Origin of the sequence: Clostridium sp. HBUAS56017, assembly GCF_007115085.1 — a bacterium.
Taxonomy (GTDB): domain Bacteria; phylum Bacillota; class Clostridia; order Clostridiales; family Clostridiaceae; genus Clostridium; species Clostridium cibarium.
In genome coordinates this window covers 227,105-251,232 of record NZ_SULK01000002.1, presented here as the reverse complement: position 1 = coordinate 251,232, position 24,128 = coordinate 227,105, and the positions used below count along the sequence as shown (strand labels likewise).

Sequence of the window (24,128 nt, the reverse complement as noted above, 5' to 3'; positions counted from 1 at the left end):
TATCCACCTATCCTATTGCAAACATTATCTCTGCTTCACAGGCTATCTTGCCTTCAACAGTAGCTATACCTTTTCCAATTCCAATAGGGCCTCTCAACTTTATTATTTCGCAACTTAATTCTAATTTATCTCCTGGCACAACTTGCTTTCTCCATCTAACTTTATCTGCTCCAGCAAATAAAGGAATCTTTCCTTTATATTGATCCATTTGCAATATAGCTATGCCTCCAACTTGAGCTAATGCTTCTAATACAAGTACTCCTGGCATTATTGGCTCACCTGGAAAATGTCCTTGGAAAAAAGGTTCATTCATAGTAACATTTTTATATCCCTTAACGCTTTTTCCTTCAATAACTTCTGTAACTCTATCAACTAATAGAAATGGATATCTATGAGGCAATATTTCTTGTATTTCTTTTATACCCATCATAATTAATCCTCCTTAACCATGAAGATAGGTTGACCGTATTCTACCATTTCTCCATCTTTCACTAAGACTTTTTTAATAGTACCTTTAACTTCAGCTTCAATCTCGTTCATTAGTTTCATAGCTTCAATTATACATAATGTATCTCCTACATTAATGTTATCGCCAACCTTTGCAAAAGCATCACTATCTGGTGATGAAGCACTATAGTACGTTCCCACCATAGGAGATTTAATTACAGTTAACTCCTCATCATTTTCAATTGTTTCTTCTGAGACCTTTAGCGAAGTATCAGGTTTAAGTTCCTTTTCAACATTTGTTTCTTTATTTGTTTCTTTTGATTTAACAACTAAATTTTCATCTGTAACTGTCTTTTTTTCTACACTATTACCTCTACTAAAAGATTTATCCATTTTTATTTCAATATTTTCTGTCTTTATTTCAAATAGTGCTATATCTGATGAATTAATTGTATCTATTAACTCTTTAACTTCTTTAAAATTCATTTTATTACCTCCTACTACTTTTCCCACTTTTTGAAAAGTAATGTAGCATTATGTCCTCCAAATCCTAACGAATTAGATAAAACATATTTTAATTCTTGCTTTCTACCAATATTTGGTACATAATCTAAATCTAATCCTTCATCTACATTCTTTAATCCTATAGTTGCTGGAACAAAACCATCCATAAGAGATTTTACACAAACAACTGCTTCAATAGCTCCAGCTCCACCTAATAAATGTCCTGTCATAGATTTAGTTGAAGAAACTGGTACTTTATAAGCATGTTCACCTAATGCTTTCTTTATTGCAATTGTTTCATATTTATCATTTAATGGCGTAGATGTTCCATGTGCATTAATATATGATACTTCTTCTTTAGCTATTCCTGCTTCAGCAATAGCATCTAACATAGCATCAGCTGCACCTTCACCTTCTGGATCTGGACTTGTTATATGATAAGCGTCACAAGTACTTCCATACCCAACTATCTCTGCAAGTATTGTAGCACCTCTCTTTACTGCTGATTCCTCAGTTTCAAGTACAAGGACAGCTCCACCTTCACCCATTACAAATCCATTTCTATCTTTATCGAATGGAATTGATGCTCTAATTGGATCTTCAGTTGGACTTAAAGCTTTCATGCTATAGAATCCACCAAGACCTATAGGTGTGATAGAAGCTTCACTTCCTCCTGCTATCATAACATCTGCATATCCGTTTTTAATTAATCTAAAAGCTTCACCTATATTATTATTCCCAGTAGCGCAAGCTGTAACCATAGAAGTACATGGTCCCTTTGCTCCATATCTTATTGCTATATTTCCTGCTACTAAATTTACTATAGCCATTGTTATAAAAAATGGAGAAACTCTCTTATTAGTGCTATTTTCATGCTTTCTTATATCTGCGTCTATAGTCATAAGACCACCTATACCAGAACCTACATAAACTCCAAATCTCTTTTTATCTACTTTTTCTAAATCTAATCCTGAATTCTTTATAGCTTCATCTGCTGCTACTAATGCAAATTGAGTAAATCTATCAAGTCTTCTAGCTTCCTTTTTTCCTATAAGTTCTTCTGGACTAAAATCTTTTACTTCCCCTGCTATTTTTACATCAAGATTTTCGCTGTCTAAATTTTTAATATAGTCTATTCCAAGTTTACCTTCTTTTACACTGTTCCAATAAGTTTCTACATTATTTCCTATTGGTGTTACAGCTCCCATTCCTGTGATTACAACTTTTCTACTCATAATATCCTCCTACATAACCATTCCGCCGTCTACATTAATAACTTGCCCTGTTACATAACTAGCGCCATCACTTGTAAGGAAAGCAACAACCTCTGCTACATCTTCTGGTTTACCTAATCTCTTTAGTGGAATTTCTTTCTTAGCTTCTTCTTTAAATTTGTCGCCTAAAACTTCAGTCATATCTGTTTCTATAAATCCTGGTGCAACAGCATTTACTGTTATCCCTCTTGCTCCAATTTCTTTTGCAAGTGATTTAGTCATTCCTATAACCCCTGCTTTAGAAGCTGCATAATTTACTTGCCCTGCATTACCAACTAATCCAACCACAGAAGACATATTTATTATTCTTCCACTTCTTTGCTTAACCATAACTGGAGTTATAACTTTTAGGCAATTAAATACTCCCTTTAGATTAACATCAATTACTGAATCAAAATCATCTTTACTCATTCTTAAGATTAAAGTATCTTTAGTTATCCCTGCATTATTTATCATTATATCTATTTTACCAAATTTCTCTTTTGCTTTGTTAATTAGGTTTTCGACATCCTCAATATTGCTGATATCACCCTTAACTCTTAATACTTCAACACCTAATTCCTTAATTTCATTTTCCACTTCTATAGCTTTTTCTTCACTACTTCTGTAATTAAGAACTATGTTTGCACCTAATGATGCAAGTTTTATAGCTATAGCTCTTCCTATTCCTTTGGCTCCACCTGTTACAATTGCACATTTTCCAGTTAACATAGAAAAACCTCCTAATCTATTTTATTAACATATCTAATGTATTATTTAATGATTGTAAATCTTCAACATTCAATACATTGGCACTCCTGTCAATTTTTTTCACAAAACCTCTTAAAGCTTTTCCTGGTCCAATTTCTACAAAAGTATCAACACCATCATTAATCATATTTCTGATAATTTTCTCAAAATAAACTGGTGACATTATATGGTTTTTTAATAATAACCTTATATCATCATCTTCTCTATATAATTCACCCTTAATATTTGAATATACCTTACCTTGTAGTTTATTTACATTAACACCTTCAATAGTTTCATAGAATTTATCACTTGCATCTTTCAATAATGAACTATGAAATGGTCCACTTACTTTAAGCTCTATTCCTTTTCCACCAAAATCTTTCGCTATTTCAACAGCTTTTTCTATCGCCTCATTCTCCCCTGCAATTACAACTTGCCCTGGACAATTATAGTTTGCTCCTTCGCATACTCCAAAAGTTTTAGCTTGACTTATTAGTTTTTCAACTTTTTCATCATCTAGTCTCATTATAGCTGCCATTTTCCCAAGTCCTTTTGGGAGGGCACACCCCATAATTCTTCCTCTTTCTTTTACAAGTAATAATCCATCTTCAAAACTCAATACACCATCATTTATTAATGATACATATTCTCCAAGAGAAAGTCCTGCAGAAGAATTACATTCTACTCCTCTATCTTTCAATGCTTTTAATATAGCCAGCTCTGTTAATACGATAGCCGGTTGAGCATTTTCAGTAAGCATTAGTTCTTCTTCTGGCCCATTAAATATTAAATCTTTAATAGGCATCTTTAGAATTTCTTCTCCTTTATCGAAAATCTCTTTGCACTCTGGAATATTGTCATATAACTCTTTAGCCATTCCAACATATTGTGCTCCCTGCCCTGCAAACAAAAAAGCTACTTTATTATTCATTTTGTCCTCCAAAATATCTTAATCTTTCATTTGTTTCATTTATAATTTCTTCAATAATTTCTTTTGCACTTTGCTCTTCTTTTATAAGTCCTGATATTTGACCAGCCATAACTGATCCATTATCTACATCGCCCTCTACTGCAGCTTTTCTTAATGCTCCAGCTCCTAAAGCTTCTAGTTCTTCTGGCGTTACATCCTTCATCTCTAATTTTAAATACTGCTTTGACATTTTATTTTTTATAACTCTAACTGGATGTCCTGTAGATTTACCAGTCACATCTGTATCAATATCTTTTGCTTTAATAACTTTAGCTTTATAATTTTCATGAACTGTACATTCATTAGCTACTAAGAATCTTGTACCAATCTGTACCCCTTCAGCTCCAAGCATAAAACTTGCTGCCATTCCTCTTCCATCGCCAATTCCTCCTGCTGCTAAAACTGGTATTTCAACAGCATCAACCACTTGCGGCACTAAAGCCATTGTTGTTAATTGACCTATATGTCCACCTGATTCAGTTCCTTCAGCTATTATGGCATCAGCTCCAGCTTTCTCCATCCTCTTTGCTAGTGCAACAGAAGCAACTACTGGAACAACTTTAATTCCATGTTCTTTCCACATATCCATATATTTCGCTGGACTTCCTGCACCAGTTGTAACTACAGGTACTTTTTCTTCACATACTAATTTTGCCACATCATCAGCATTTGGCATCATTAACATTATATTTACTCCAAAAGGTTTGTCAGTAAGCTCTTTTGTTTTTCTTATTTCACTTCTAATCCATTCAATAGGTGCTGTTCCAGTTATTATACCAAGCCCTCCAGCTTCACTAACTGCTGCAGCCAAGGATGAATCTGCAATCCAAGCCATTCCTCCTTGAATTATTGGATATTGTATATTAAACAATTCACAAATCCTACTACTCTTCATTAAAATATCCTCCTAAATCCCTACTATATTAAACAATCTAATTTCAAATAAATAATAAATCGGGAAACTAACTTTTAACCCCCGATTTATTAAGTAAAATATTTTATTATGCCTTAACTTGTGCTTCTACGTAATTAACTGCGTCTCTAACACTTTTAATCTTTTCTGCATCTTCAAGTTGTATTCCATACTTCTCTTCTATTTCAATAACTACTTGGAATAAATCTAACGAATCTGCTCCTAAATCTTCAAAAGTAGTATCTAATAAAACTTCCTCCTTTGATACCTCTAATTGTTCACATATTACTTCTCTAATTTCTTCAAATATCATTTTAAAATCCTCCTAAAAAATCAAATAATTCCTAACTAAAAATTTATATTTATAATTCAATCAATGTTGAACCAAATGTTAAGCCACCACCGAAACCAACCATTATCAGTTTCTTTCCTTTTGTCAGCATTCCAGCTTCATACATCTCATTTAATGCAAGTGGAATAGTTGCCGACGAAGTATTTCCATACTTTTGTAAGTTTATATAAAATTTTTCTATACCTACTCCAAGCTTCTTAGCTGCATATTCTATTATTCTTATATTAGCTTGATGAGGTACTAAATAATCAATTTCATCTAAAGAAAGATTATTTACCTTTAGTAATTCTTTGATAGAATTAACCATTGCAGTTGAAGCAAACTTAAATACTTCTTTTCCATCCATTGCTACCTTTTTATTTTTAACTATAGGGTTTTCAACAAACGGATTAAGCACATCAAAAGATCCTGAACAAAGAGCATCGCCTTTTTCCCCCTCAGATAATGAATAAAAGCTTACAACCTTATTTTCATCTGATTCTTCTTTTGATAAAACTACTGCCCCTGCACCATCTCCAAATAATACACAAGTACTTCTGTCTTCCCAATCTAATATTTTCGAAAGCACTTCTGCCCCAATAACAATAGCTTTTTTAAACTTACTATTATTATTCATCATGGAAAAGGCAATTTCTAATCCATAAATAAACCCAGAGCATGCTGCACTAACATCAAAGGCCATAGCATTTTTAGCTCCTGTAGCTTTCTGGACCATACACGCAACAGATGGCGTAGCCATATCCGGAGTTATTGTTGCAACTACTATCAAATCAATCTCTTCTGCCAACACATCTGCTCTACTTAACGCTATTTGAGCCGCTTTTGTAGCTAACATAGATGTATCTTCTCCCTGAGAAATTCTTCTTTCCTCAATTCCAGTTCTAGTTACAATCCATTCATTGCTAGTATCTACGATTTTACTAAGATCTTCATTTGATACTACAAGGGGTGGCGCATACGCTCCATACCCTTTAATATTAATCACTTCCATTATTTCTCCTTACCAATACTTACTATTTTTCCTTTAAAGAATACATTTATCTTATCTAAGGATGAAATCAATATTTTTTCTTCTTCTTCATTTAATCCCTCGATAGTTTGACTAACCATATCGTTATGGAATTTTTCATGTAATCTATAAGCAAGTTTTCCTTTCTTTGTTAAACGAATTAGCACTACTCTTCTATCTTCTTCTATTCTTTTTCGTTCAACATAGCCCTTTTTAATTAACTTATTAATAGCTGTAGTTAAAGTTCCAACAGTTATTCTTAAATCTTGAGCAACTTCTGTCATAGTTCTTTCTTTATACATGCCTATTCCTTCAATTGTATGCATCTCTGTTATAGAAATATCTTGAAGTGGCCCATTTTTTAAAGTCTTTTCTTCAATTTCCAAAATATCATTAAAAAGCTGAACGAATAATTTGTTCATCACTCTATTTCCCACTTCCATTAAAATCCTCCACTTCTAATAGTATCTAGCCCCACAAAAGAATTTCTCCCATGGGAACCGGAAATAGCCAAAGCAGCAAAAATACTTTGATACTCAAAATATACTACAATCAAAATACTTTGTCAACAACTTTGAAGTTTACATGGTAAAAACTATTAATATTTCATTTCTTTGTACATGAAGGTTTTGCATATTCTAAATTTTTTTTAGTAATCTTTGTTATTATTCCTCATCTTTTTTACTTTTATTACTATAAACCCCTCCTAATTTTGAAATAAGCAATACTATATTAATGCTATTTTCTATAAGTAATATAAAGAAAACTAAGTTTAAGAATAGTTGTCCATATACTGAAACTCACCACTCTCATCCATAAAACAAAACTTTTCTTTTGCTCCTTTTGTTATATAAATTTTCTTTTATAAAGAGTGATTATAGATCCATTCATAATTTAAACGACGTCGAGTTCAAAAAAGAACTTTTAAGGCTAGGAGAAACTCCTATAGAAGTGTTAGAAAACGACGATTGGGCTAAAATTTTTCTCCCAGTTTTAAGAGCAGATTTTAAAGTTGTAGAAGAATACACATATACTATTAAAGCTAATAAACTCAACTGTGATCTCACAATTTTATATGGTGAAAAGGACTATCTGACGATCAATAACCTAGAAAAGTGGAAAGAGCATACTAATAACAAATGTACTTTTTTAAAGTTTTCTGGTGGGCATTTCTTTATAGATAACAATACTTGGGAGATTGTAAATATAATCAACAACACTCTTATCCCCAAATTGGAATAGCAATTTTTCAATACATATTCAAATTAGAAATACTAAAATAATATTCTTTTCATAAAACTTATTAAAAATAGTATATAATAAAATGATAAAGTTACAAGAATAATAAAATGGAGGTTATATTGTAATTGAAAAAATTTTTAAAATACTTTTTATTAGTTTCTCTCATTTCTATCATTTTTATTACTATAATATTTAGACAAAGACTATCACTTTATTATGACATATATAGACAATATGATTTATATAAAAATGAATTTAGTTCTCTTGACTCATCCTCACTACTTGTTGGTGCTAATACTGATGATTTAAAGAAGGAAACTATTCAATACAAAAATACAAAGAATACTCCTGTATATTTAGATATTTACAGGCCAGAAAATATACCATCAAAGGGATCCCCCGTAATTCTTTACGTTCATGGCGGAAGTTGGGCTTATGGAAACAGCGAATTCCCCAAGGTATTATCACCAATTTTAAAATCTTTCCTTAACCAGGGATATACAATCATAAGCGTTTCCTATGAACTATTAAATAAGAATGTGAATTTTTCTAAGCAAGTCTCAGATGTAAAAGATTCTATAAGATGGATATATAAAAATAAAACCACTTATAATTTTAATGTAAATGAAATTGGTGTTATTGGCATCTCTGCCGGAGCACATCTTTCTCTTTTAGCTACTTACTCTGATAATGAAGAATTTGTAGATGATGGTTCTCTTAAAGAATATCCTTACAAAATAAAGTATCTTATAGACTTTTTTGGTCCTACTGATCTATCAAGTTTAGATGAAAATCTTGCAATTAAAGAATCAATTCCGTTCATTTCATCAATAAAAAATAAAGATGAATATATAAAAAAATTTAGCTCCATTAACTATGTAAAAGAAGGGCTTCCTAAGACCCTTATTGTTCATAGCAAGGCTGACACTATGGTTCCATATACTAATTCTTCTAATTTGTATGATTCTAGTAAAGCTTTTGGTAATAAAGTCAGTCTTGTTACACTTAATAATACTGACCATGATTTATCAAACTTGGGAGATGAAGATTTGAAAAATTTAATTTTCAAAGTTTTAACCTTCATGATTAATAACTCTCCTTTGTAGAATAATATAAGATATTGTTATATTTATCTATTTATTATATAATTATATTAAATAATAGTAGGAGGTGTATATTATGAAAAAGTTATTTTCCTTTATATTATGTCTAACTTTGGGTCTAACTCTTATATCTTGCTCTTCAAACGAAAAGCCTGACAATGACACAAAGACTTTAACTGAAAATTCTAATAATCAAAAAAAAGAACAAGATTCACAAAATAGTACAGATACAACATCAAAGGACACTAAAAATTCCAATACTTCTACTCCTAAATTAGTTACTTTATCAATTTATACTGTTGATATTAATAACTTGAAAGCACAAATTGATAGCACAATTCAAATTGATGATAGTTTATCACTTAAGGAAAAACTCTCTAAACTTGCTAAAGAGCTTTCAATAAAAGAATTTAAAGGACTACCTATTGAAGTTCTTAAGGTAGAAAATATAAATGGAATAAACAAAGCTACCATAAATTTAAAAGATTTAGCTAATAATACATCTATAAAATGGGGCAATACTTATTTTGAAGGTACTACAGGAGGAGCAGTGACTACTAAGATATTAACTGAAACTTTTAAACAATCATCATATGCTGGTGAATGGATTAATTCAGTTGACTTCTTATACAATAACAAAAAAATTCAATTTCAACATGTTCCTACTTTAGAAAATACTATAAAACTTAGGTAATAAAAATAATGGCAGCTGATTGCAATCAACTGCCATTATTTTTTATATTCCTCTTGGATCATAATCAATTTTATCAGTTTTTCCTGACCAAACATTGAAGGCTTTTAAAGATTCCTCTCTTAATAGAGGTATAACTTCCAATCCATTTATAGGTTTTTCATTTCTAAGAAAATCATATATAAATTTATCTGCAAACCCTATTTTTTCAGTGTCTTCAGCGCTGCACCCAAAATATACTTTTTTTATTCCAGCCCACATTATAGCTGATAAACACATTGGACATGGTTCTGCTGAAGTATAAATAATACAATCATCTAATTGGAATGTTCCAAGTTTTTCACAAGCTGCTCTTATTACATTAACTTCGCCATGAGCTGTTGGATCATTGTCCTTAATCACAGTATTATGCCCTAAAGCTATTATTTCATGATCTTTAACAATAGCCGCTCCAAATGGACCACCTTCACCATTCTTTACTCCTTTAATAGCTTCCTCTATACATTTTCTCATTATCTCTTCATCATTCACCAAAAACTCCCCCAAACTTTATCTTGCCTTTTCAACTCTTAATTTTTTGCCTTTTACAGTCATATTTTGTAAAGCTTCAAGTACTATTTTCCCTTTACCATTTAATATTTCCACATAAGATCCCATATCTTGTATATCAATTATACCAATATCTTCTGATGTAATACCATTAATGTTTGAAATAGTTCCAACTAAATCTAATGCTCTAATCTTTTTCTTTTTTCCTCCGTTTAAATATAACTTTGTTATCCCTTTATTAACCTCTTTTGCTTTTAATGCTTTTTGGGTACCAGTCTTCCTAAGAAATTCATTTCCTATTATTTCTTCATCCTTACTTAATTCTAATTCCTTCAAGTTTCTTTCTGGCACTTTAAAATCTATGTATTGTTGAATTTCTTCAAAAAGTTTCTCTTCATATGAAGTAACAAAAGTTATTGCCTTCCCTTTCCTCCCAGCTCTCCCTGTCCTTCCTATTCTATGGACATAGGCTTCCTTTTCAACTGGCACATCAAAATTAACTACATGAGTTATTCCTTCCACATCAATTCCTCTTGAAGCAACATCTGTAGCTACTAATATTCTAAAAGCACCTTTCTTATATCTTTCCATTGCTTCTATTCTTTCTTTTTGAAGCATTCCACCGTGAATTTTATCTATAGAAAATCTTTTTTTTCTTAACTTTTCATAAACTAAATCAACTCTCTCTTTTGTCTTGCAAAAAATCACTGCTGTTTCAGGTCTCTCTTTAATTAAAAGCCTAATTAAATTATCTAACTTTTCTTCTTCTAGAGCCCTATAAATATAGTGATCTATTTTATCCGTAATTACCCCATCACTCTTAACCTCTATATCTTTAGGCTTATTCATATACTTTTCGCATAGAATTTTTATTTCCTCTGGTAAAGTAGCTGAAAAAAGCATAGTTACTCTTTTTTTTGGTATCCTTCGAAGAATTCCTTCAACTTGCTTTATAAAGCCCATGTTGAGCATTTCATCTGCTTCATCAATAACTAAATACCTTATACCTTTAGTATTAAAACTACCTCTGTCTATATGATCTAAAACTCTTCCTGGAGTCCCAATAACCATATGAGTTTTTCCCTTTAATTCTCTTGCTTGATCCTTAAAAGGCGACTTTCCATAAACTGCTATTCCCTTAATCCTTTTAAATCTTCCAATATTTCTTACATCTTCAGCTATTTGAATTGCAAGTTCCCTTGTAGGACTAAGAATTAAAACCTGTGGCAAATTTTCTTCCCATATCACTTTTTCACAAAGTGGAATAACAAAAGATGCTGTTTTTCCCGTTCCTGTTTGTGCTTTTACTATTAAGTCCTTATTATATAGCGCTTCATTTATAACACTTTCTTGAACCTCTGTTGGTTTTTTATAATCTAAAGCTTTTAAGGATTTTAAGATATCCTCGCTCAATTTAAATCTATTAAATTCGTTATTCATATTTTTCTCCTCATGTAAAATATATAATGTATAACTATTATTATACATCATATATTCTTATAAACAACTTACTTTAATATTCTCAACTTTTGTTTCAATATCAGAAGAACATTTTCTTCTTAAATCTAATAACGAAGAAGATACAGCTCTAGATAATATGCTCATGAAATATATGTCTCTTTCTCTATTACTTAAGTTATTATTATAAATCAAATGCATATCTTCAATATACATTATTATTTCTTCAAAAGTTCTTAGTTTAATTTTTGCCTCTTCAGAATACTTATTCCATATTTTCTGAAGTTTGCTCCATAGAACTATTCTTTGTACCTGTTCATAAAGCTCATGTTGAATTATTGACTCCTTAAATCCTCTATTATGAGGAAAAGTAAAGAAGTCACATAAATAGTGATTTAACATTCCTAACTTAATAGATATGCTTCTTACTGTTAACTTGTCATTTCCAATCACTAAATCCTTCATAAGTTTAATTACATCAGTATAATTAGTTTCTTTAGTATGCATTGAAAATCTATAAAATGGACTTATATCTGGCAACATACTCCCATAAATAAAATAACCTACATTAATATTGTATCCTCTTCTATTTAGATCTTCTCCTAAAATCTTTCCAAGTTTTCCATGAAGTAATGTATCCATATATAATCACTCCTAACATTTTTCTTTATTCTACCTTAAAAAAGTTAAGAGCAAATTATAGGTAAGTTAATATAAAATAAATATTTATTAACCTACCTTATATGTTTTAGTCTTCTTCAATAAACCCTCTAAGTTTAAAGCTACCACATGTGAAAAATACTAGAGAAGTCAGTATCAAAACGAATATTGCCTTAATTAAAGATACATTATTTAATATTTCTATAAACCAATAAAACGGAGAAATTAATGATAATCTAATAAATATATTTGGCACATTAGAAAATTCAAGTAAACTCATATTCATAATACCTAAAATAAAACTAATTAAAGAAACCATGACAACAGTTAAATTCGCCATTGATGGTATCTTTATCCACCTATTTGTAGCTACAATTATTGATGTTGAAACCAAGCTACATAAAGTTATCACTAGTATTCCTAATAAAATGTTCATATTACTTAAGGTTATTACCTCACTAACTACTATAAATGCTACTGAGCTTAATATTGCCTGTATTATAAAAGTTCCGAGAAACATTCCACCTAATATTTGTCTATCAGAATTAGGTGTAACTATGGTTCTTTTTAAAACTTTGCAGGCCTTTAACTTTATAATATCTTCAGTAATTATTGATGATCCTATCATCATAAAATAACAAATCATCAAAGTTGCAATGATAAAATCGGTATTATCTTTACTTTCATCTTTTTCAATGCTAGTTGATATTAAATTTTTACTTACATTGAAATTATCCTGTAATTTTTCTTTTATATACTTATCAATTGTATTCTCAGCTATAATAGCACCACTTTCATCTTGTTTTTTGTATGCTTTAATTTGAGGTGCTACTTTGTTTTGAATATTTTTCTGAAAGCCATTATCTATTACATATAAAGCTCCAACCTGGTTATTTCTCAATGCATCAAAATTTTCTTCTGCTATACCAGTATATGTTATAACTTTATAATTATCTGAAAGATTACCGATAATGTTCTCTGAATACTCAGATTTATCACTATCAATTATGCCAATAACTTTACTATTATCGTTACTATCTCCCATTATTCCAATAGCCATAGCAACTGGGAAAACAAATGACATAATAATAATTAGAGGATTTTTTAAATATCTTTTCATATTGATTAGAGTTATCCTTATTAAGCGCACCTTCTTCCCCCCTTACTTATCCCTTCTTTTATAAAAACTATTATAAATAGCAATATTGAAATTCCAATTATCCATAATAATTCTTTCTCACTCCCTGTTATACTTCCATTTAAACTGAACGACTCAAATGCCTTTGTAATATAATGTGTTGGTGCAAATTTAGCTAATAAGTTTCCTTTTCCAGTAAACATCTCCATTCCTAAAATTGGCAAAGCAAATATCATAATTCCAACAACTTGCCCATATTTTTTACCAATACAACAAGTTATAAATTTACTCATAGTTGTTATCAATAATGCTGCTGGAATTATTATTTCTAAAATTACTAATAAACTTCCCTTAAAGGCTATCCCAAATGCTTTAAAGAATAATGTGTAGCAAAGTAAAATTATGAATGAATAAAAAAAGATTCCAATGGACTCATATACTAGTACTCTTTGTCTAGTTATCGGTGTGACTAAAATTCTCATATTTATATTTCTTGAAACCTCAACATAACTAGCTCTAATCAAATTAAGAATCATCATACTAATTACAAATTCACTTAAAGTAGATGCCATTAACTCATAAGAAGTCAAATCTTTTTTATAATCAATTATCTCATTCTCTATAAAGCTTTCATTTAATATTTTAGATAATTCCCGAGCATTTTCTCCATGCCGAACTAAATTTAAATTTTCATGATATTTATCAATTACAACCTTTAATGTACTCAATACAGAATGTCCTTTACCACTTTCCTCTAATATAATATTGCTATCTTTTTGTAATAATAAACTTTCTTCATACCCTTTGGGAATCTTAATATAAGCATCACCATAATTAGTTACTTCTATAAGCTTATTTATATCATCGGTTTTTAAAAATTCTATTAATGAATTAGATGCTTTAGAGTTATCCTCATCTATAATGCTAACCTTAAGCTGTTTCAACTTTAATGAATTTTCACCTTCATCACTCTTTACAAAGCCCATGACTCCTGCTATAACAACAGGTAATAGTATAAACATAGCTAAAGTCGGTACCAAAGTTGCAATTACCCCTTTAAATGTTGTTTTCAAGTAAACTAAAAGTTTCATTTTCTCTCCTAATCCCTAAGATTTTTCCCTGTAAGAGTTAAGAAAACATCTTCAAGTTTTGCTTCTTCATAGCTGATCTTATTTACACTTATATCTTCTTCTTCAAATATTCTCAAACACTCCCCAAGCTTAAACTTATCATTTACAGTTAAGCTTATAGATTTTTCATTCTCTGTAACCTTTATTACTCCATTAATTTCTCTAATACTTAAAATAGTTTGCCCTTTTATCCCATTTGTATCAATAACTACTTTATTATTGGGAAATACTGAATATTTAATATCTTCCTTATTACCATAAGCAATTTCTACACCTAGATCCATAATCATAACTCTCTCACATAACTCTTCAACCTCTTCCATATAATGTGATGTATAAAGAACTGTTGTCCCCCATTCCTTTCCTATCTTCTTAATAAAATTAAATATATGCTGTCTTGATTGTGGATCTACCCCTACTGTTGGTTCATCTAAAATTAGAACCTCCGGATGATGCATAATTGCAGCTGCTATGTTTAATCTTCTCTTCATCCCACCTGAAAATTTTTTAACCTTTTCCTTTTTCTTATCCCTTAATCCTACAATATCTAACACTTCATTTATTCTATGCTTAAGCAATGTTCCTTTTAATCCATATAATACTCCAAAAAACTCCAAATTATCATAAGCATTTAAGTTCTCCATTAAAGCTATATCTTGTGGAACATAACCTATGTGCTTCTTTGATTCTATTGAGTCTTTTACAACATCATTGCCACATATAACTATTTTCCCACTATCAGGTATCAATATATTAACAATTATATTTATTAATGTAGACTTTCCAGCACCGTTTGGTCCAAGTAGCCCAAATATTTCTCCCTTATCTACCTGAAAGCTTATATTATCAAGAACAAGCTTATCACTAAATCGTTTAGATATATTATTTATCTCTATAACCTTCATAAAAAACCTCCTAGATTATCTTAAATTTATAATACGATAACCTAGGAGTGTTAACCATACCTTATAGTCACTACTTAAATGACTTAAGTCACTATTCTATTTTTAAAAGCAAAAATTGCAATTTGTGTTCTATCCCTTAGCTTAAGTTTAGCTAGTATATTTGTTATATTATTTTTTATTGTACCTTCAGATAAAAATAATTTATCTGATATTTCTTTATTGGTAAGTCCACTTGCTATTCCTTCAATTATTTTAACCTCTTTTTCAGAAAGATTAAGCTTTTCTATATTAATCTTTTTCGTTCCATTGCTTAAATTGAATATTTCCTTAGCAACCTGTGGATTTAATGCCATATTACCTTTATGTGCACTTTTGACTCCTTCATAAATCACCTCATAAGAACTGTCTTTTAAAAGATACCCAAAAGCACCATAATTCAAGGCTTCCTCAATATACATCTTATCCTTAAAGGTAGTAAGTATTAAAACTTTAATCTTTTCAAATTGTTCTTTAATAAGTCTTGTTCCCATAACACCATCACAAGTTTTCATTCTAATATCCATTAACACTATATCCACATTTTCTCTCTTGCACACTTCTAAAGCTTCATATCCATTCTCAGCTGTACCTATAACTTCAATATCTTCAAAGGTTGACATCATTATTTTTATGCCTTCTCTTATGAGTTTTTCATCATCTACTATTAAAAGTTTTATTCTGTCCAATGTCTTAACCCTCCATCTCTTTTGGTATTATTATTTTAATAAAAAACCCTTTACCTTCCTGTGACTTCATTTCCAATATCCCATCCATCTCCTGAACTCTTTCCCTTATTCCCGTTAAGCCAATTCCACTTTCTAGTATTTTTTTAGTTCCTACTCCATTGTCCTTGAATGAAATTACAAACTCATCTAGAGTAGAATTTATTACTACATTTATTAAAGTAGCTTTACCATGCTTTAATGAATTAGATAAAGATTCTTTTGTTATCTTTTCTAAATGATGAAATTGTTTTTGCGTCAAACGCCAATTACTTTTTGCTATTTGTGTTTTAATCTTCACTCCCGAAAGTTTTTCGAAATTTTTGCAAATCTCCTCCAGTCTAAAAACCCCTTGATAACTATCGTATTCATCAGACTTTAATTCCCTAACAGCACTTCTTACATCTATTAGGCTATCATTTATAAACTTCCTTAATTCTCTTGCCATTTCTCCAATCTTTGGATTTTCTTTTTGTGAAATACTTTCCATAGCAGCTAGTTGAATCATTGATGTAGATAATGCATGTCCAACACTGTCATGAATTTCCCTTGAGATTCTATTCCGTTCTTTTAATCTTGTTAATTCTTCAATAGAATCAGCATAGTTTTCAAGATTTTTATTTACTTCTTTAAGCTTTATTTCAGATATTCTTAATTTATCATAAAGACTTTGAGCATCTAGTTTACTATTATAAAGTTTTTCAACATAAGCTAACAAAAATGTAATTATCGGTAATAAAAACATTGTAACAAACCATTCCTCACTCCAATTTGTTATAGATATTATTACTGAAATTAAATTAATCATAATTATCAACAAATTCTTACTAGCTTTATTTTTAATTACAAATACATCTATTAATGCTCCAAGCAGGTAAAATACAATACATCCTCCAAAATAACACTCACTAAATGATACTATAATCACTTCAATAAAAACGGATAAACATAACTTTTTACTATCTTCAATAAAATTAATCCTTAATTGATTATTTATTATAATACTCAATATAAAAATGGTACTTAAAAATTTATCATTATTATTTTCTATAAATATCTGTACAAACAATATAAAAAAACTTATATATCTTACAGCTAATAATTCCTTACTTTTATACATTAGCAACAATCCTGTCTAGCATTATATTTTTATAACTATGTTCCTTAAAAGCATATTGACTATAAAATATTTATTTTATCATTTTTAATAATATCTCGTTTACTCTCACCAGATGGAACCATTCTAAAAACAACAAATTTCGCCCATTCATTTGTTATATTTTCAATAGTATGAATAGAATCTTTCACTCTAACTATCATATCTTTAGTTACCTTTTTACTATACTCCCTCTTATCATCTCTCCATTTAACACTTACTTCACCTTTTGTAACTAAAAGTGATTCTTCAATTGTTAAATGTTTATGCCATTCTTGTATTGAATTTGGAGGCATGTTATTTAAATGAATTTCATATTCATCAAATATGAAATAATTTACTTCTGTACCATTAGCTTTCTTAGCAAAAATTGAATCCATTTTATTATATATATTTAACTGGTCCATTTTAATCATTCCTCTCAAAATCTAATTTATTCCTGTAACAGCACTTCTACGCTCCATTAAAACTACATCATGCCATACACCGTTACTCATTCTTGCAACCTTTTCTCTTATTCCTAGTTCTCTAAACCCACACATTTTATGTAATTCTATACTTTTTACATTTTCTCTAATTATTCCTGATTGCAGTGTCCAAAATCCATTTTCTTCTGATTCTTTTATAAGAGCATTCAATAAAGCCTTCCCAACCCCTTTTCCTCTGAACTCTTCTCCTATATAAATACTTACTTCTGCCACACCATTATAAACACATCTGCTAGAAACTTTACTTAAAGCAGTCCATCCTAAAACTTTTTCTCCAAAGCTAGCAACTAACCTACATTCCTTTATATGACTACTATCCCATTCCTGAAATGTTGGAACGCTTCTTTGAAAAGTGGCTATATTAGTGCTAATCCCTTGAAAATATATATCTTTTACATTTTCCCAATGATATTTTTCCATTTTAATTATCTCAATCTTCATATTAACTCCCCCAATCATTTGTAAATATAATTACTTCTGCCAATATTCTATAATTTATCAAAAACTTCCCTACTTTTTAGCATATAATAATAGGTTTTAATTTACAACCATTTTTAAATAAATTCTATGCAAACCAGCATTAAATCAGCATATTCTTAAGAATACTACCATACAAGAATATACTTAACTTTGCTATTTAAAATATTACCAAAATAATTTCAATACCAAGTAGATAAATCATTACAAATAAGTTTTGTAAATGATATAATAGCTTAAACTATAATTATATTTATGACTTTTAGTAGGAGATGATTGTTTATGATGAACGTTAAATTAAACGAATCTCTATCTATGTCCAAAATCGTACATGGATACTGGAGATTGGATCAATGGAATTTATCAAAAGAAGAACTTTTAAAATTAATAGAAGAGGTAGTTTCTCTAGGTATTACTACTATGGATCATGCTGATATATATGGCGCTTTTACCTGTGAAGAAAAGTTTGGAGAAGCCCTTTCACTAAAACCATCACTTAGAAAAGAAATTCAATTAGTAACCAAATGTGGCATAGTCTTTCCATGTGAAAAAAGACCAAATTACAAGGCACATATTTATAACACTAGCAGCAGTCATATAATTAATTCTGTTAACAATTCTCTTAAAAACTTTAATACAGACTATATTGATTTATTATTAATACATAGGCCTGATCCGTTAATGGATCCTTCAGAAGTTTCTGAGGCATTTACCAAGTTAAAAAAAGATGGGAAAGTCTTAAATTTTGGTGTTTCTAACTTTCTCCCATCACAATTCAACTTACTAAGTTCCTATTTAGATTTTCCTTTGGTCACCAACCAAATTGAAGCTTCAATCTTAAACTTAGAACAATTTAAAAACGGCACTATTGACTTAATGCTAGAAAAAAGAATTTCTCCAATGGTATGGTCTCCACTTGCTGGCGGCACATTATTTACTAATGAAGATACTAAAACATTAAATATTAGAAAAGTATTAGAAAAGGTAAAATGGGAGACTTCTGCGAGTTCAATTGATGAAATTGCATATGCCTGGCTTCTAAATCATCCTGCCAAGATGATTCCAATTGTTGGCTCCAGCAATTTAAACCGTATACATTCTGCCGTTAATGCTACAAAAATCAAATTAACAAAAGAACAATGGTTTGAAATTTATGTTGCTTCATTAGGTCATGATATTCCATAGACCTAAATAATTTAATCTATATAAAAGACCATTTATATAATAAAAAAGTATATTTTGTTACTCATCATAACAAGATATACTTTTCATTTTAAGATTTGCTTTTACTTATTACTAAAATTTCCATTACTCTTCTCTGTTTTCTTCATGTTGTAGCAAGCTATGCTTTCTTCCATAAAAATAATACATTAAAAGTCCTATGAAAAGCCAAACTAGAAATCCTATCCAAGTTTTTATATGTAATCTACTCAATAATACTAAACAACATATTATTGCTATTGCTGGAGTAAATGGAACTCCAGGAGCTTTAAACATTCTTTTGAAATTTGGCATAGTAATTCTAAGTACTATAACAGCTAATGATACAACTATAAAGCTTATTAATGTTCCTATGCTTAAAAATTGCACAATGAAATCTAATGGCAAAAATCCAGCTATTACTGCTGCTATACTACCAGTTATAATTGTTGAAACATATGGCGTTTTATGTGTAGGATGTACCTTTGAAAATATTTTTGGCAAAAGTCCATCTCTTGACATAACCATAAACACTCTAACTTGACCATAAAGTACTACCATCATAGTAGAGATCATTCCAAGTATAGCTCCTGTTCCAACTAATGCTGCACCCCAATTAATACCTACACTTGCTAAAGCCCCTGGTACAGCATTTTCAGAAATTATTTCTTTGAATGGTACCATTCCTGTAAGTACAAAAGCAACAGCAACATAAAGTATCGTAACAGCTATTAGACAAATAATAAGCCCTAAAGGAATATCTCTTTTAGGATTTTCAGCTTCTTCTGCTGCTGTTGATATCGCATCAAAACCTATAAAAGAAAAGAAAATAGTAGCTGTTGCTGCAAAGATTCCACCAAATCCAAATGGAGCAAAAGGTTGATAATTAGCTGTATCTATATGTCCTACCCCAAGGGCTACAAATATAATAATAATAGCTATTTTTATACCTACTATTAGGTTATTTACCCTTGCACTTTCCTTCATGCCATAAAATAAAATATAAGTTATTACTGCAATAATTAAAACAGCAGGCAAATCAACTATTCCACCTTTACTTGGTGATGCAATAAAAGTTGCAGGTAATGTTATTCCCATTGATTTTAATATACCAACAAATGTCCCTGACCATCCAGATGCTACAGCACTACAAGCAACTAAATATTCTGCAGTGAGACACCATCCAATTATCATTGCAATTATTTCTCCAAACACAATATAGGAATAAGAATATGTACTTCCTGCTACTGGAAACATAGTTGAAAGTTCACAATAATTTAATGCACAAAGGCAAGCAACTATACCAGCTATGATAAATGAAATAATTACTGCAGGCCCTGCTAAGTGTGCACCTTCTCCCGTTGCAACAAAAATTCCCACTCCTACCACTGCACCTATACCAAAAGCAGCTATATCTTTAGCTTTAAGATTTTTCTTTAAAGCTGTCTTATTGGCATCTTTCAAAACTTGATCTACGGATTTTTTCTTAAAAATATTCATAATGCCCTCCTAAAAACGTTATAACTTCCATACCCCAAGAAAATTTCTTTATACACTATTATAATTAACAACATATTATATATTGCACTAAAAATTATAAAAATACAACAAAATGACATATTTTTTTTCATTTTCAGATTATTTAAGGTGAGTAATTAATATTTTGATAATTTTCACTCATTTTCTCCCCAAAAAATTAACAAATAGTTTTCTGTTTAAATTTTTATATTAAAAAATAAAATCAAATATATGTATTTATTGTATTATATACTAGATTATCTGCGTTTTTAGTTTATATTTCTTTTTGACTTTGTTATAGCATCTTTAGGTACATATCCTTTAGATTTCCCTATGTAAAAGCAAGTACCATACTGATATACAATTTAAAAGAGCGTACTCAATTAATGATTACGCTCTAGGAATGCCTTGCAATTTATTGAATACTTGAAATGTATGGTATAAGTTTTTCTCTTAAATCTGCTCTCTTTAATGCATAATCTATATTAGCTTGTAAAAATCCAAACTTGTCTCCAACATCATATCTTATCCCCTCAAAAGAGTGGGCATATACAGCTTCTTTTCTTGCAATTTCTTTTACTGCGTCAGTTAATTGTATTTCCCCACCCCTTCCAGGCTCAACTTTTTCAAGTACATCAAATATATTAGGTGTTATTATATATCTTCCTAAAACAGCTATATTAGTTGGTGCTTCTTCAATCCTAGGCTTTTCTATCATATCTTTAACCTTATAAACATCCTTTTCAACTTCAACACCGTCTATTATACCGTACTTTTCCACCTCGGATTCAAAAACTGGTTGTACTCCTAATATTGTAGTTTTATATTCATCATAACAATTTATTAGCTGCTTAAGACAAGGAACCTCACTATCCACTATATCATCACCAAGCATTACTGCAAAAGTTTCATCACCAACAAAGGTTTTTGCAAGGCTTACTGCATGACCTAATCCCTTAGGTTCTTTTTGGCGTATATAATATATGTTAACTAAATTACTTATATTTTGTACTAATTCAAGTAATTCTTCTTTATCCTTACTTTCAAGTTCATCTTCCAATTCTACTGATTTATCAAAATGATCTTCTATGGCTCTTTTATTCCTTCCTGTAATTATCAATATTTCTTCTATACCAGAAGCAACAGCTTCCTCTACTATATATTGAATTGTTGGTTTATCTACTATAGGTAACATTTCCTTTGGCTGTGCTTTTGTAGCTGATAAAAATCTTGTACCTAGTCCAGCTGCAGGAATTACTGCTTTTTTCACTTTCATATTTATTTCAACCCTTTCTTATATTAATTAATTAAGTAACCTTTTAAATAAGTATAGTCTTTCCGTTTTCAGCTACCCAATTTATTAATTCAACAGAAGTATTAACTCCATCCGTTTTACTTATGATTTCTCTAATCCTATCAGCATTTTCCTTATATATAGGATCATCAAGGATACTTTTCACTTTTTCTAATACTTCATTACTACTAAAATTTGAAATATTTATTTTCTTAGCAACCTTTAAATACTCAATTTTACTAGCATTGTCTCCCTGTTCACCACCTATAGGTATCACAACAATTGGTTTTCCAGCTGCCAAAGTTTCATTTATTGTATTATTTCCACCATGACTAATAACAAGATCAACCTTTTTTAAAATTTCAAGTTGAGGCACTCTTTTAAATATCAATATATTATCACCAAATCCACATTTCATTAGTTTGTCATAAGATCCTCCAGCACTAACTATAACTTGAAAATTCTCTTTTTCAATTCCATTCAAGATTTTTTTGAAAACTTCAGGTTTATTATTAAATACCGTTCCCAGAGATACATATATTTTTGAAACATCATCTCTCAAAACTTCAAAAGGAAATTTTTCTATTAGATCTACTCGTTTACACGAAACGCATGGCCCTACAAAAATTGTACTATTATTTAATTCTCTTGGTGCTTCAACTTCTTTTACTGTAAGTAATAAATTTAGCCATTTTGAATATGGTTTACTCCAATCAACTTCTCTAATATCTGAAATGCCCATTCTTTTACAAGCTTTGACATATCTTTTTGTTACTAATTTATTAGTATTTCTTGAAAGATTATGATATAGTTTTCCTTTCCATCCCCATTGTCCATTTATATCTAATCCACTTCCAAATGGTGGTATGCCATCTCCGCTAAAGGGTAATCCACTATGATATATAGTTATACAGGGAATAGTGTATTTTTCTGCAACAATATATGGAGGCAAAAAGAAAAAATCATTCACTATCACATCCGGTTTTTCCTTTAAGACAATATCTTCAATTAGTTTAGAATATTTATATAAACAATCTGAAAATACATTCATAGCATATTGAGTTTCTGTAAAGCCTTTAGCCAAAGGCAATAGCATATATTTAAAACATAATTTATTAGGCATATCTATACTAATGTAGTTAATTTCGTTTACTTTCACCTTTTCAGGTACTGACAAGGCAGTTTTAACAAACTCTGGGAACCTATCAATTACTTTTTTAGAAACTCTCTCTACAGTAGGAACCACAAACGAAACATCATGTCCAAGTTCTTTTAATCTTACCGCAATACTTAACATTGCATTTGTATGTCCCATAGTTGGTTGAGCAAAAAATATGATTTTAGACATTGTATCCTTCCTTTCTTAACATATTTTAAATATTTATAATTTCCTATTTTAACATTCTTTTAATATTATATACTTTATCAAAATAAAACACATGTTGAACTTTGTTTGTAATTATATTATAATGGGCTTAAATATATGAAACAACCATCAGATTCTCTAGATATATTCAAAATTGGACATATCTGATTTAATCTGTTGGATTTTAGAAACTTTTTTTGAGGAGCATACATATGGGTGGAAAAGCAGAATATAAAAGTGCCATAAGATCACGGCGATTAATTCGTCAAGCATTTGTTGATTTGATGCAAGAAAAAAATTTAGAAAAGATTACAGTTACAGATATTGTTACCCGTGCTTATATTAATCGTGGAACTTTTTATGCCCACTATCAAGATACACGAGCAGTTATTGAGCAAATTGAAAATGATATTATAGAAAAATTGTTGGAATTCTTGGGCGAATCACACTATAAGAATTTTTTTCAAAATCCTCTGCCACTTCTTTTAAAGATTTCAAAGTGGCTAGAAGATGATTTAGATTTCTATAAAATTCTGATCAATTCAAATGGTTCTGAACAATTCCTTGTAAAACTCAAGAATATATTTGTAAATTATATGGAAAATGATAGTGACATCCAAAAGCACATAAAGAAAACGCCTGAATTTCTTATACAAGCGCATTTCTTTACTGGTGGTATAATTAATATATTTCAAGTATGGTGCCGTGGTGAAATTGAAAGTTCACTTAATGAACTTTCAATTGAGCTAAGTAAAATTATCACAAATAATTCAAACTTGTTTTTTTAATTT

The 24,128-nt window shown here is 30.0% G+C and carries 27 protein-coding genes; 5 read left to right on the top strand and 22 right to left on the bottom strand.

The window, feature by feature from the left end; translation table 11 throughout:
- Positions 1-7 precede the first annotated feature (7 nt).
- The 9 genes from fabZ to FAY47_RS03470 all read right to left on the bottom strand — a co-directional run bounded on the left by fabZ (position 8) and on the right by FAY47_RS03470 (position 6,644).
- The gene (gene fabZ / locus FAY47_RS03510; RefSeq protein ID WP_143315030.1) at positions 8-430 is read right to left on the bottom strand and encodes a 3-hydroxyacyl-ACP dehydratase FabZ; all 423 of its coding nucleotides are present in this window, start codon (positions 428-430) and stop codon (positions 8-10) included.
- A 2-nt stretch (positions 431-432) separates the two neighbouring features.
- Entirely contained in the window at positions 433-933 is a 501-nt protein-coding gene (gene accB / locus FAY47_RS03505) for an acetyl-CoA carboxylase biotin carboxyl carrier protein (protein WP_143315029.1), read from the bottom strand.
- Positions 934-947: 14 nt separating this feature from the next.
- Positions 948-2,186: a beta-ketoacyl-ACP synthase II gene (gene fabF / locus FAY47_RS03500; RefSeq protein ID WP_143315028.1), complete on the bottom strand. Its 1,239-nt coding sequence runs from the start codon at positions 2,184-2,186 to the stop codon at positions 948-950.
- Between the two features lie 9 nt (positions 2,187-2,195).
- Entirely contained in the window at positions 2,196-2,936 is a 741-nt protein-coding gene (gene fabG / locus FAY47_RS03495) for a 3-oxoacyl-[acyl-carrier-protein] reductase (RefSeq protein WP_143315027.1), read from the bottom strand.
- A 16-nt stretch (positions 2,937-2,952) separates the two neighbouring features.
- Positions 2,953-3,888, bottom strand: coding sequence for an ACP S-malonyltransferase (fabD, locus tag FAY47_RS03490; RefSeq protein WP_143315026.1), 936 nt, complete (start codon positions 3,886-3,888; stop codon positions 2,953-2,955).
- Positions 3,881-4,822, bottom strand: a complete 942-nt coding sequence (gene fabK, locus FAY47_RS03485) for an enoyl-[acyl-carrier-protein] reductase FabK (protein WP_143315025.1) — start codon at positions 4,820-4,822, stop codon at positions 3,881-3,883. The genes fabD and fabK overlap by 8 nt, the downstream gene beginning before the upstream one ends.
- 106 nt (positions 4,823-4,928) lie before the next feature.
- Complete coding sequence (gene acpP, locus FAY47_RS03480; protein WP_143315024.1) at positions 4,929-5,153, bottom strand: acyl carrier protein; 225 nt, start codon at positions 5,151-5,153, stop codon at positions 4,929-4,931.
- A gap of 49 nt (positions 5,154-5,202) precedes the next feature.
- On the bottom strand, positions 5,203-6,183 hold the full coding sequence (locus FAY47_RS03475) for a beta-ketoacyl-ACP synthase III (RefSeq protein ID WP_143315023.1): 981 nt from the start codon (positions 6,181-6,183) through the stop codon (positions 5,203-5,205).
- Positions 6,183-6,644 (bottom strand): MarR family transcriptional regulator, encoded by a 462-nt coding sequence (locus tag FAY47_RS03470; protein ID WP_143315022.1) that lies wholly within the window; start codon positions 6,642-6,644, stop codon positions 6,183-6,185. The genes FAY47_RS03475 and FAY47_RS03470 overlap by 1 nt, the downstream gene beginning before the upstream one ends.
- 391 nt (positions 6,645-7,035) lie before the next feature.
- On the opposite strand from FAY47_RS03470, the gene FAY47_RS03465 reads away from it, so the two are divergent.
- The 3 genes from FAY47_RS03465 to FAY47_RS03455 all read left to right on the top strand — a co-directional run bounded on the left by FAY47_RS03465 (position 7,036) and on the right by FAY47_RS03455 (position 9,240).
- Positions 7,036-7,443: a thioesterase domain-containing protein gene (locus FAY47_RS03465; protein ID WP_143315021.1), complete on the top strand. Its 408-nt coding sequence runs from the start codon at positions 7,036-7,038 to the stop codon at positions 7,441-7,443.
- A 125-nt stretch (positions 7,444-7,568) separates the two neighbouring features.
- Positions 7,569-8,549, top strand: a complete 981-nt coding sequence (locus FAY47_RS03460; protein WP_143315020.1) for an alpha/beta hydrolase — start codon at positions 7,569-7,571, stop codon at positions 8,547-8,549.
- A 73-nt stretch (positions 8,550-8,622) separates the two neighbouring features.
- Entirely contained in the window at positions 8,623-9,240 is a 618-nt protein-coding gene (locus FAY47_RS03455; protein WP_143315019.1) for a hypothetical protein, read from the top strand.
- Between the two features lie 42 nt (positions 9,241-9,282).
- Here FAY47_RS03455 and FAY47_RS03450 read toward each other — a convergent pair whose 3' ends face one another.
- The 10 genes from FAY47_RS03450 to FAY47_RS03405 all read right to left on the bottom strand — a co-directional run bounded on the left by FAY47_RS03450 (position 9,283) and on the right by FAY47_RS03405 (position 17,923).
- Positions 9,283-9,768, bottom strand: a complete 486-nt coding sequence (locus tag FAY47_RS03450; RefSeq protein ID WP_185966704.1) for a nucleoside deaminase — start codon at positions 9,766-9,768, stop codon at positions 9,283-9,285.
- An 18-nt stretch (positions 9,769-9,786) separates the two neighbouring features.
- A complete protein-coding gene (locus FAY47_RS03445) occupies positions 9,787-11,226 on the bottom strand; it encodes a DEAD/DEAH box helicase (RefSeq protein WP_143315018.1) in 1,440 nt (479 codons plus the stop codon).
- A 57-nt stretch (positions 11,227-11,283) separates the two neighbouring features.
- Positions 11,284-11,886 (bottom strand): zinc dependent phospholipase C family protein, encoded by a 603-nt coding sequence (locus FAY47_RS03440; protein WP_143315017.1) that lies wholly within the window; start codon positions 11,884-11,886, stop codon positions 11,284-11,286.
- Between the two features lie 106 nt (positions 11,887-11,992).
- Positions 11,993-13,024, bottom strand: a complete 1,032-nt coding sequence (locus FAY47_RS03435) for an ABC transporter permease (RefSeq protein WP_143315016.1) — start codon at positions 13,022-13,024, stop codon at positions 11,993-11,995.
- Between the two features lie 20 nt (positions 13,025-13,044).
- On the bottom strand, positions 13,045-14,133 hold the full coding sequence (locus FAY47_RS03430; RefSeq protein ID WP_143315015.1) for an ABC transporter permease: 1,089 nt from the start codon (positions 14,131-14,133) through the stop codon (positions 13,045-13,047).
- 8 nt (positions 14,134-14,141) lie between these two features.
- Positions 14,142-15,077 carry an ABC transporter ATP-binding protein gene (locus FAY47_RS03425; RefSeq protein ID WP_143315014.1) on the bottom strand — a complete coding sequence of 312 codons (936 nt, stop codon included), beginning with the start codon at positions 15,075-15,077 and terminating at the stop codon, positions 14,142-14,144.
- 83 nt (positions 15,078-15,160) lie between these two features.
- A complete protein-coding gene (locus FAY47_RS03420; RefSeq protein ID WP_143315013.1) occupies positions 15,161-15,802 on the bottom strand; it encodes a response regulator transcription factor in 642 nt (213 codons plus the stop codon).
- Positions 15,803-15,806: 4 nt separating this feature from the next.
- Entirely contained in the window at positions 15,807-16,958 is a 1,152-nt protein-coding gene (locus FAY47_RS03415; RefSeq protein ID WP_143315012.1) for a sensor histidine kinase, read from the bottom strand.
- Positions 16,959-17,017: 59 nt separating this feature from the next.
- On the bottom strand, positions 17,018-17,374 hold the full coding sequence (locus FAY47_RS03410) for a cupin domain-containing protein (protein ID WP_243129528.1): 357 nt from the start codon (positions 17,372-17,374) through the stop codon (positions 17,018-17,020).
- Positions 17,375-17,422: 48 nt separating this feature from the next.
- A complete protein-coding gene (locus tag FAY47_RS03405; protein ID WP_143315011.1) occupies positions 17,423-17,923 on the bottom strand; it encodes a GNAT family N-acetyltransferase in 501 nt (166 codons plus the stop codon).
- 318 nt (positions 17,924-18,241) lie between these two features.
- Between FAY47_RS03405 and FAY47_RS03400 the strand changes: the two genes are divergently transcribed.
- On the top strand, positions 18,242-19,144 hold the full coding sequence (locus FAY47_RS03400; protein WP_143315010.1) for an aldo/keto reductase: 903 nt from the start codon (positions 18,242-18,244) through the stop codon (positions 19,142-19,144).
- 123 nt (positions 19,145-19,267) lie between these two features.
- On the opposite strand, the gene FAY47_RS03395 is transcribed toward FAY47_RS03400, so the two are convergent.
- The 3 genes from FAY47_RS03395 to FAY47_RS03385 form a co-directional block, all read right to left on the bottom strand.
- Complete coding sequence (locus FAY47_RS03395) at positions 19,268-20,659, bottom strand: amino acid permease (protein WP_143315009.1); 1,392 nt, start codon at positions 20,657-20,659, stop codon at positions 19,268-19,270.
- Positions 20,660-21,092: 433 nt separating this feature from the next.
- Positions 21,093-21,953 carry a UTP--glucose-1-phosphate uridylyltransferase GalU gene (gene galU / locus FAY47_RS03390; RefSeq protein ID WP_143315008.1) on the bottom strand — a complete coding sequence of 287 codons (861 nt, stop codon included), beginning with the start codon at positions 21,951-21,953 and terminating at the stop codon, positions 21,093-21,095.
- 43 nt (positions 21,954-21,996) lie between these two features.
- On the bottom strand, positions 21,997-23,319 hold the full coding sequence (locus tag FAY47_RS03385) for a glycosyltransferase (protein WP_143315007.1): 1,323 nt from the start codon (positions 23,317-23,319) through the stop codon (positions 21,997-21,999).
- A 230-nt stretch (positions 23,320-23,549) separates the two neighbouring features.
- On the opposite strand from FAY47_RS03385, the gene FAY47_RS03380 reads away from it, so the two are divergent.
- Positions 23,550-24,125, top strand: a complete 576-nt coding sequence (locus FAY47_RS03380) for a TetR/AcrR family transcriptional regulator (RefSeq protein WP_143315006.1) — start codon at positions 23,550-23,552, stop codon at positions 24,123-24,125.
- Positions 24,126-24,128 lie beyond the last annotated feature (3 nt).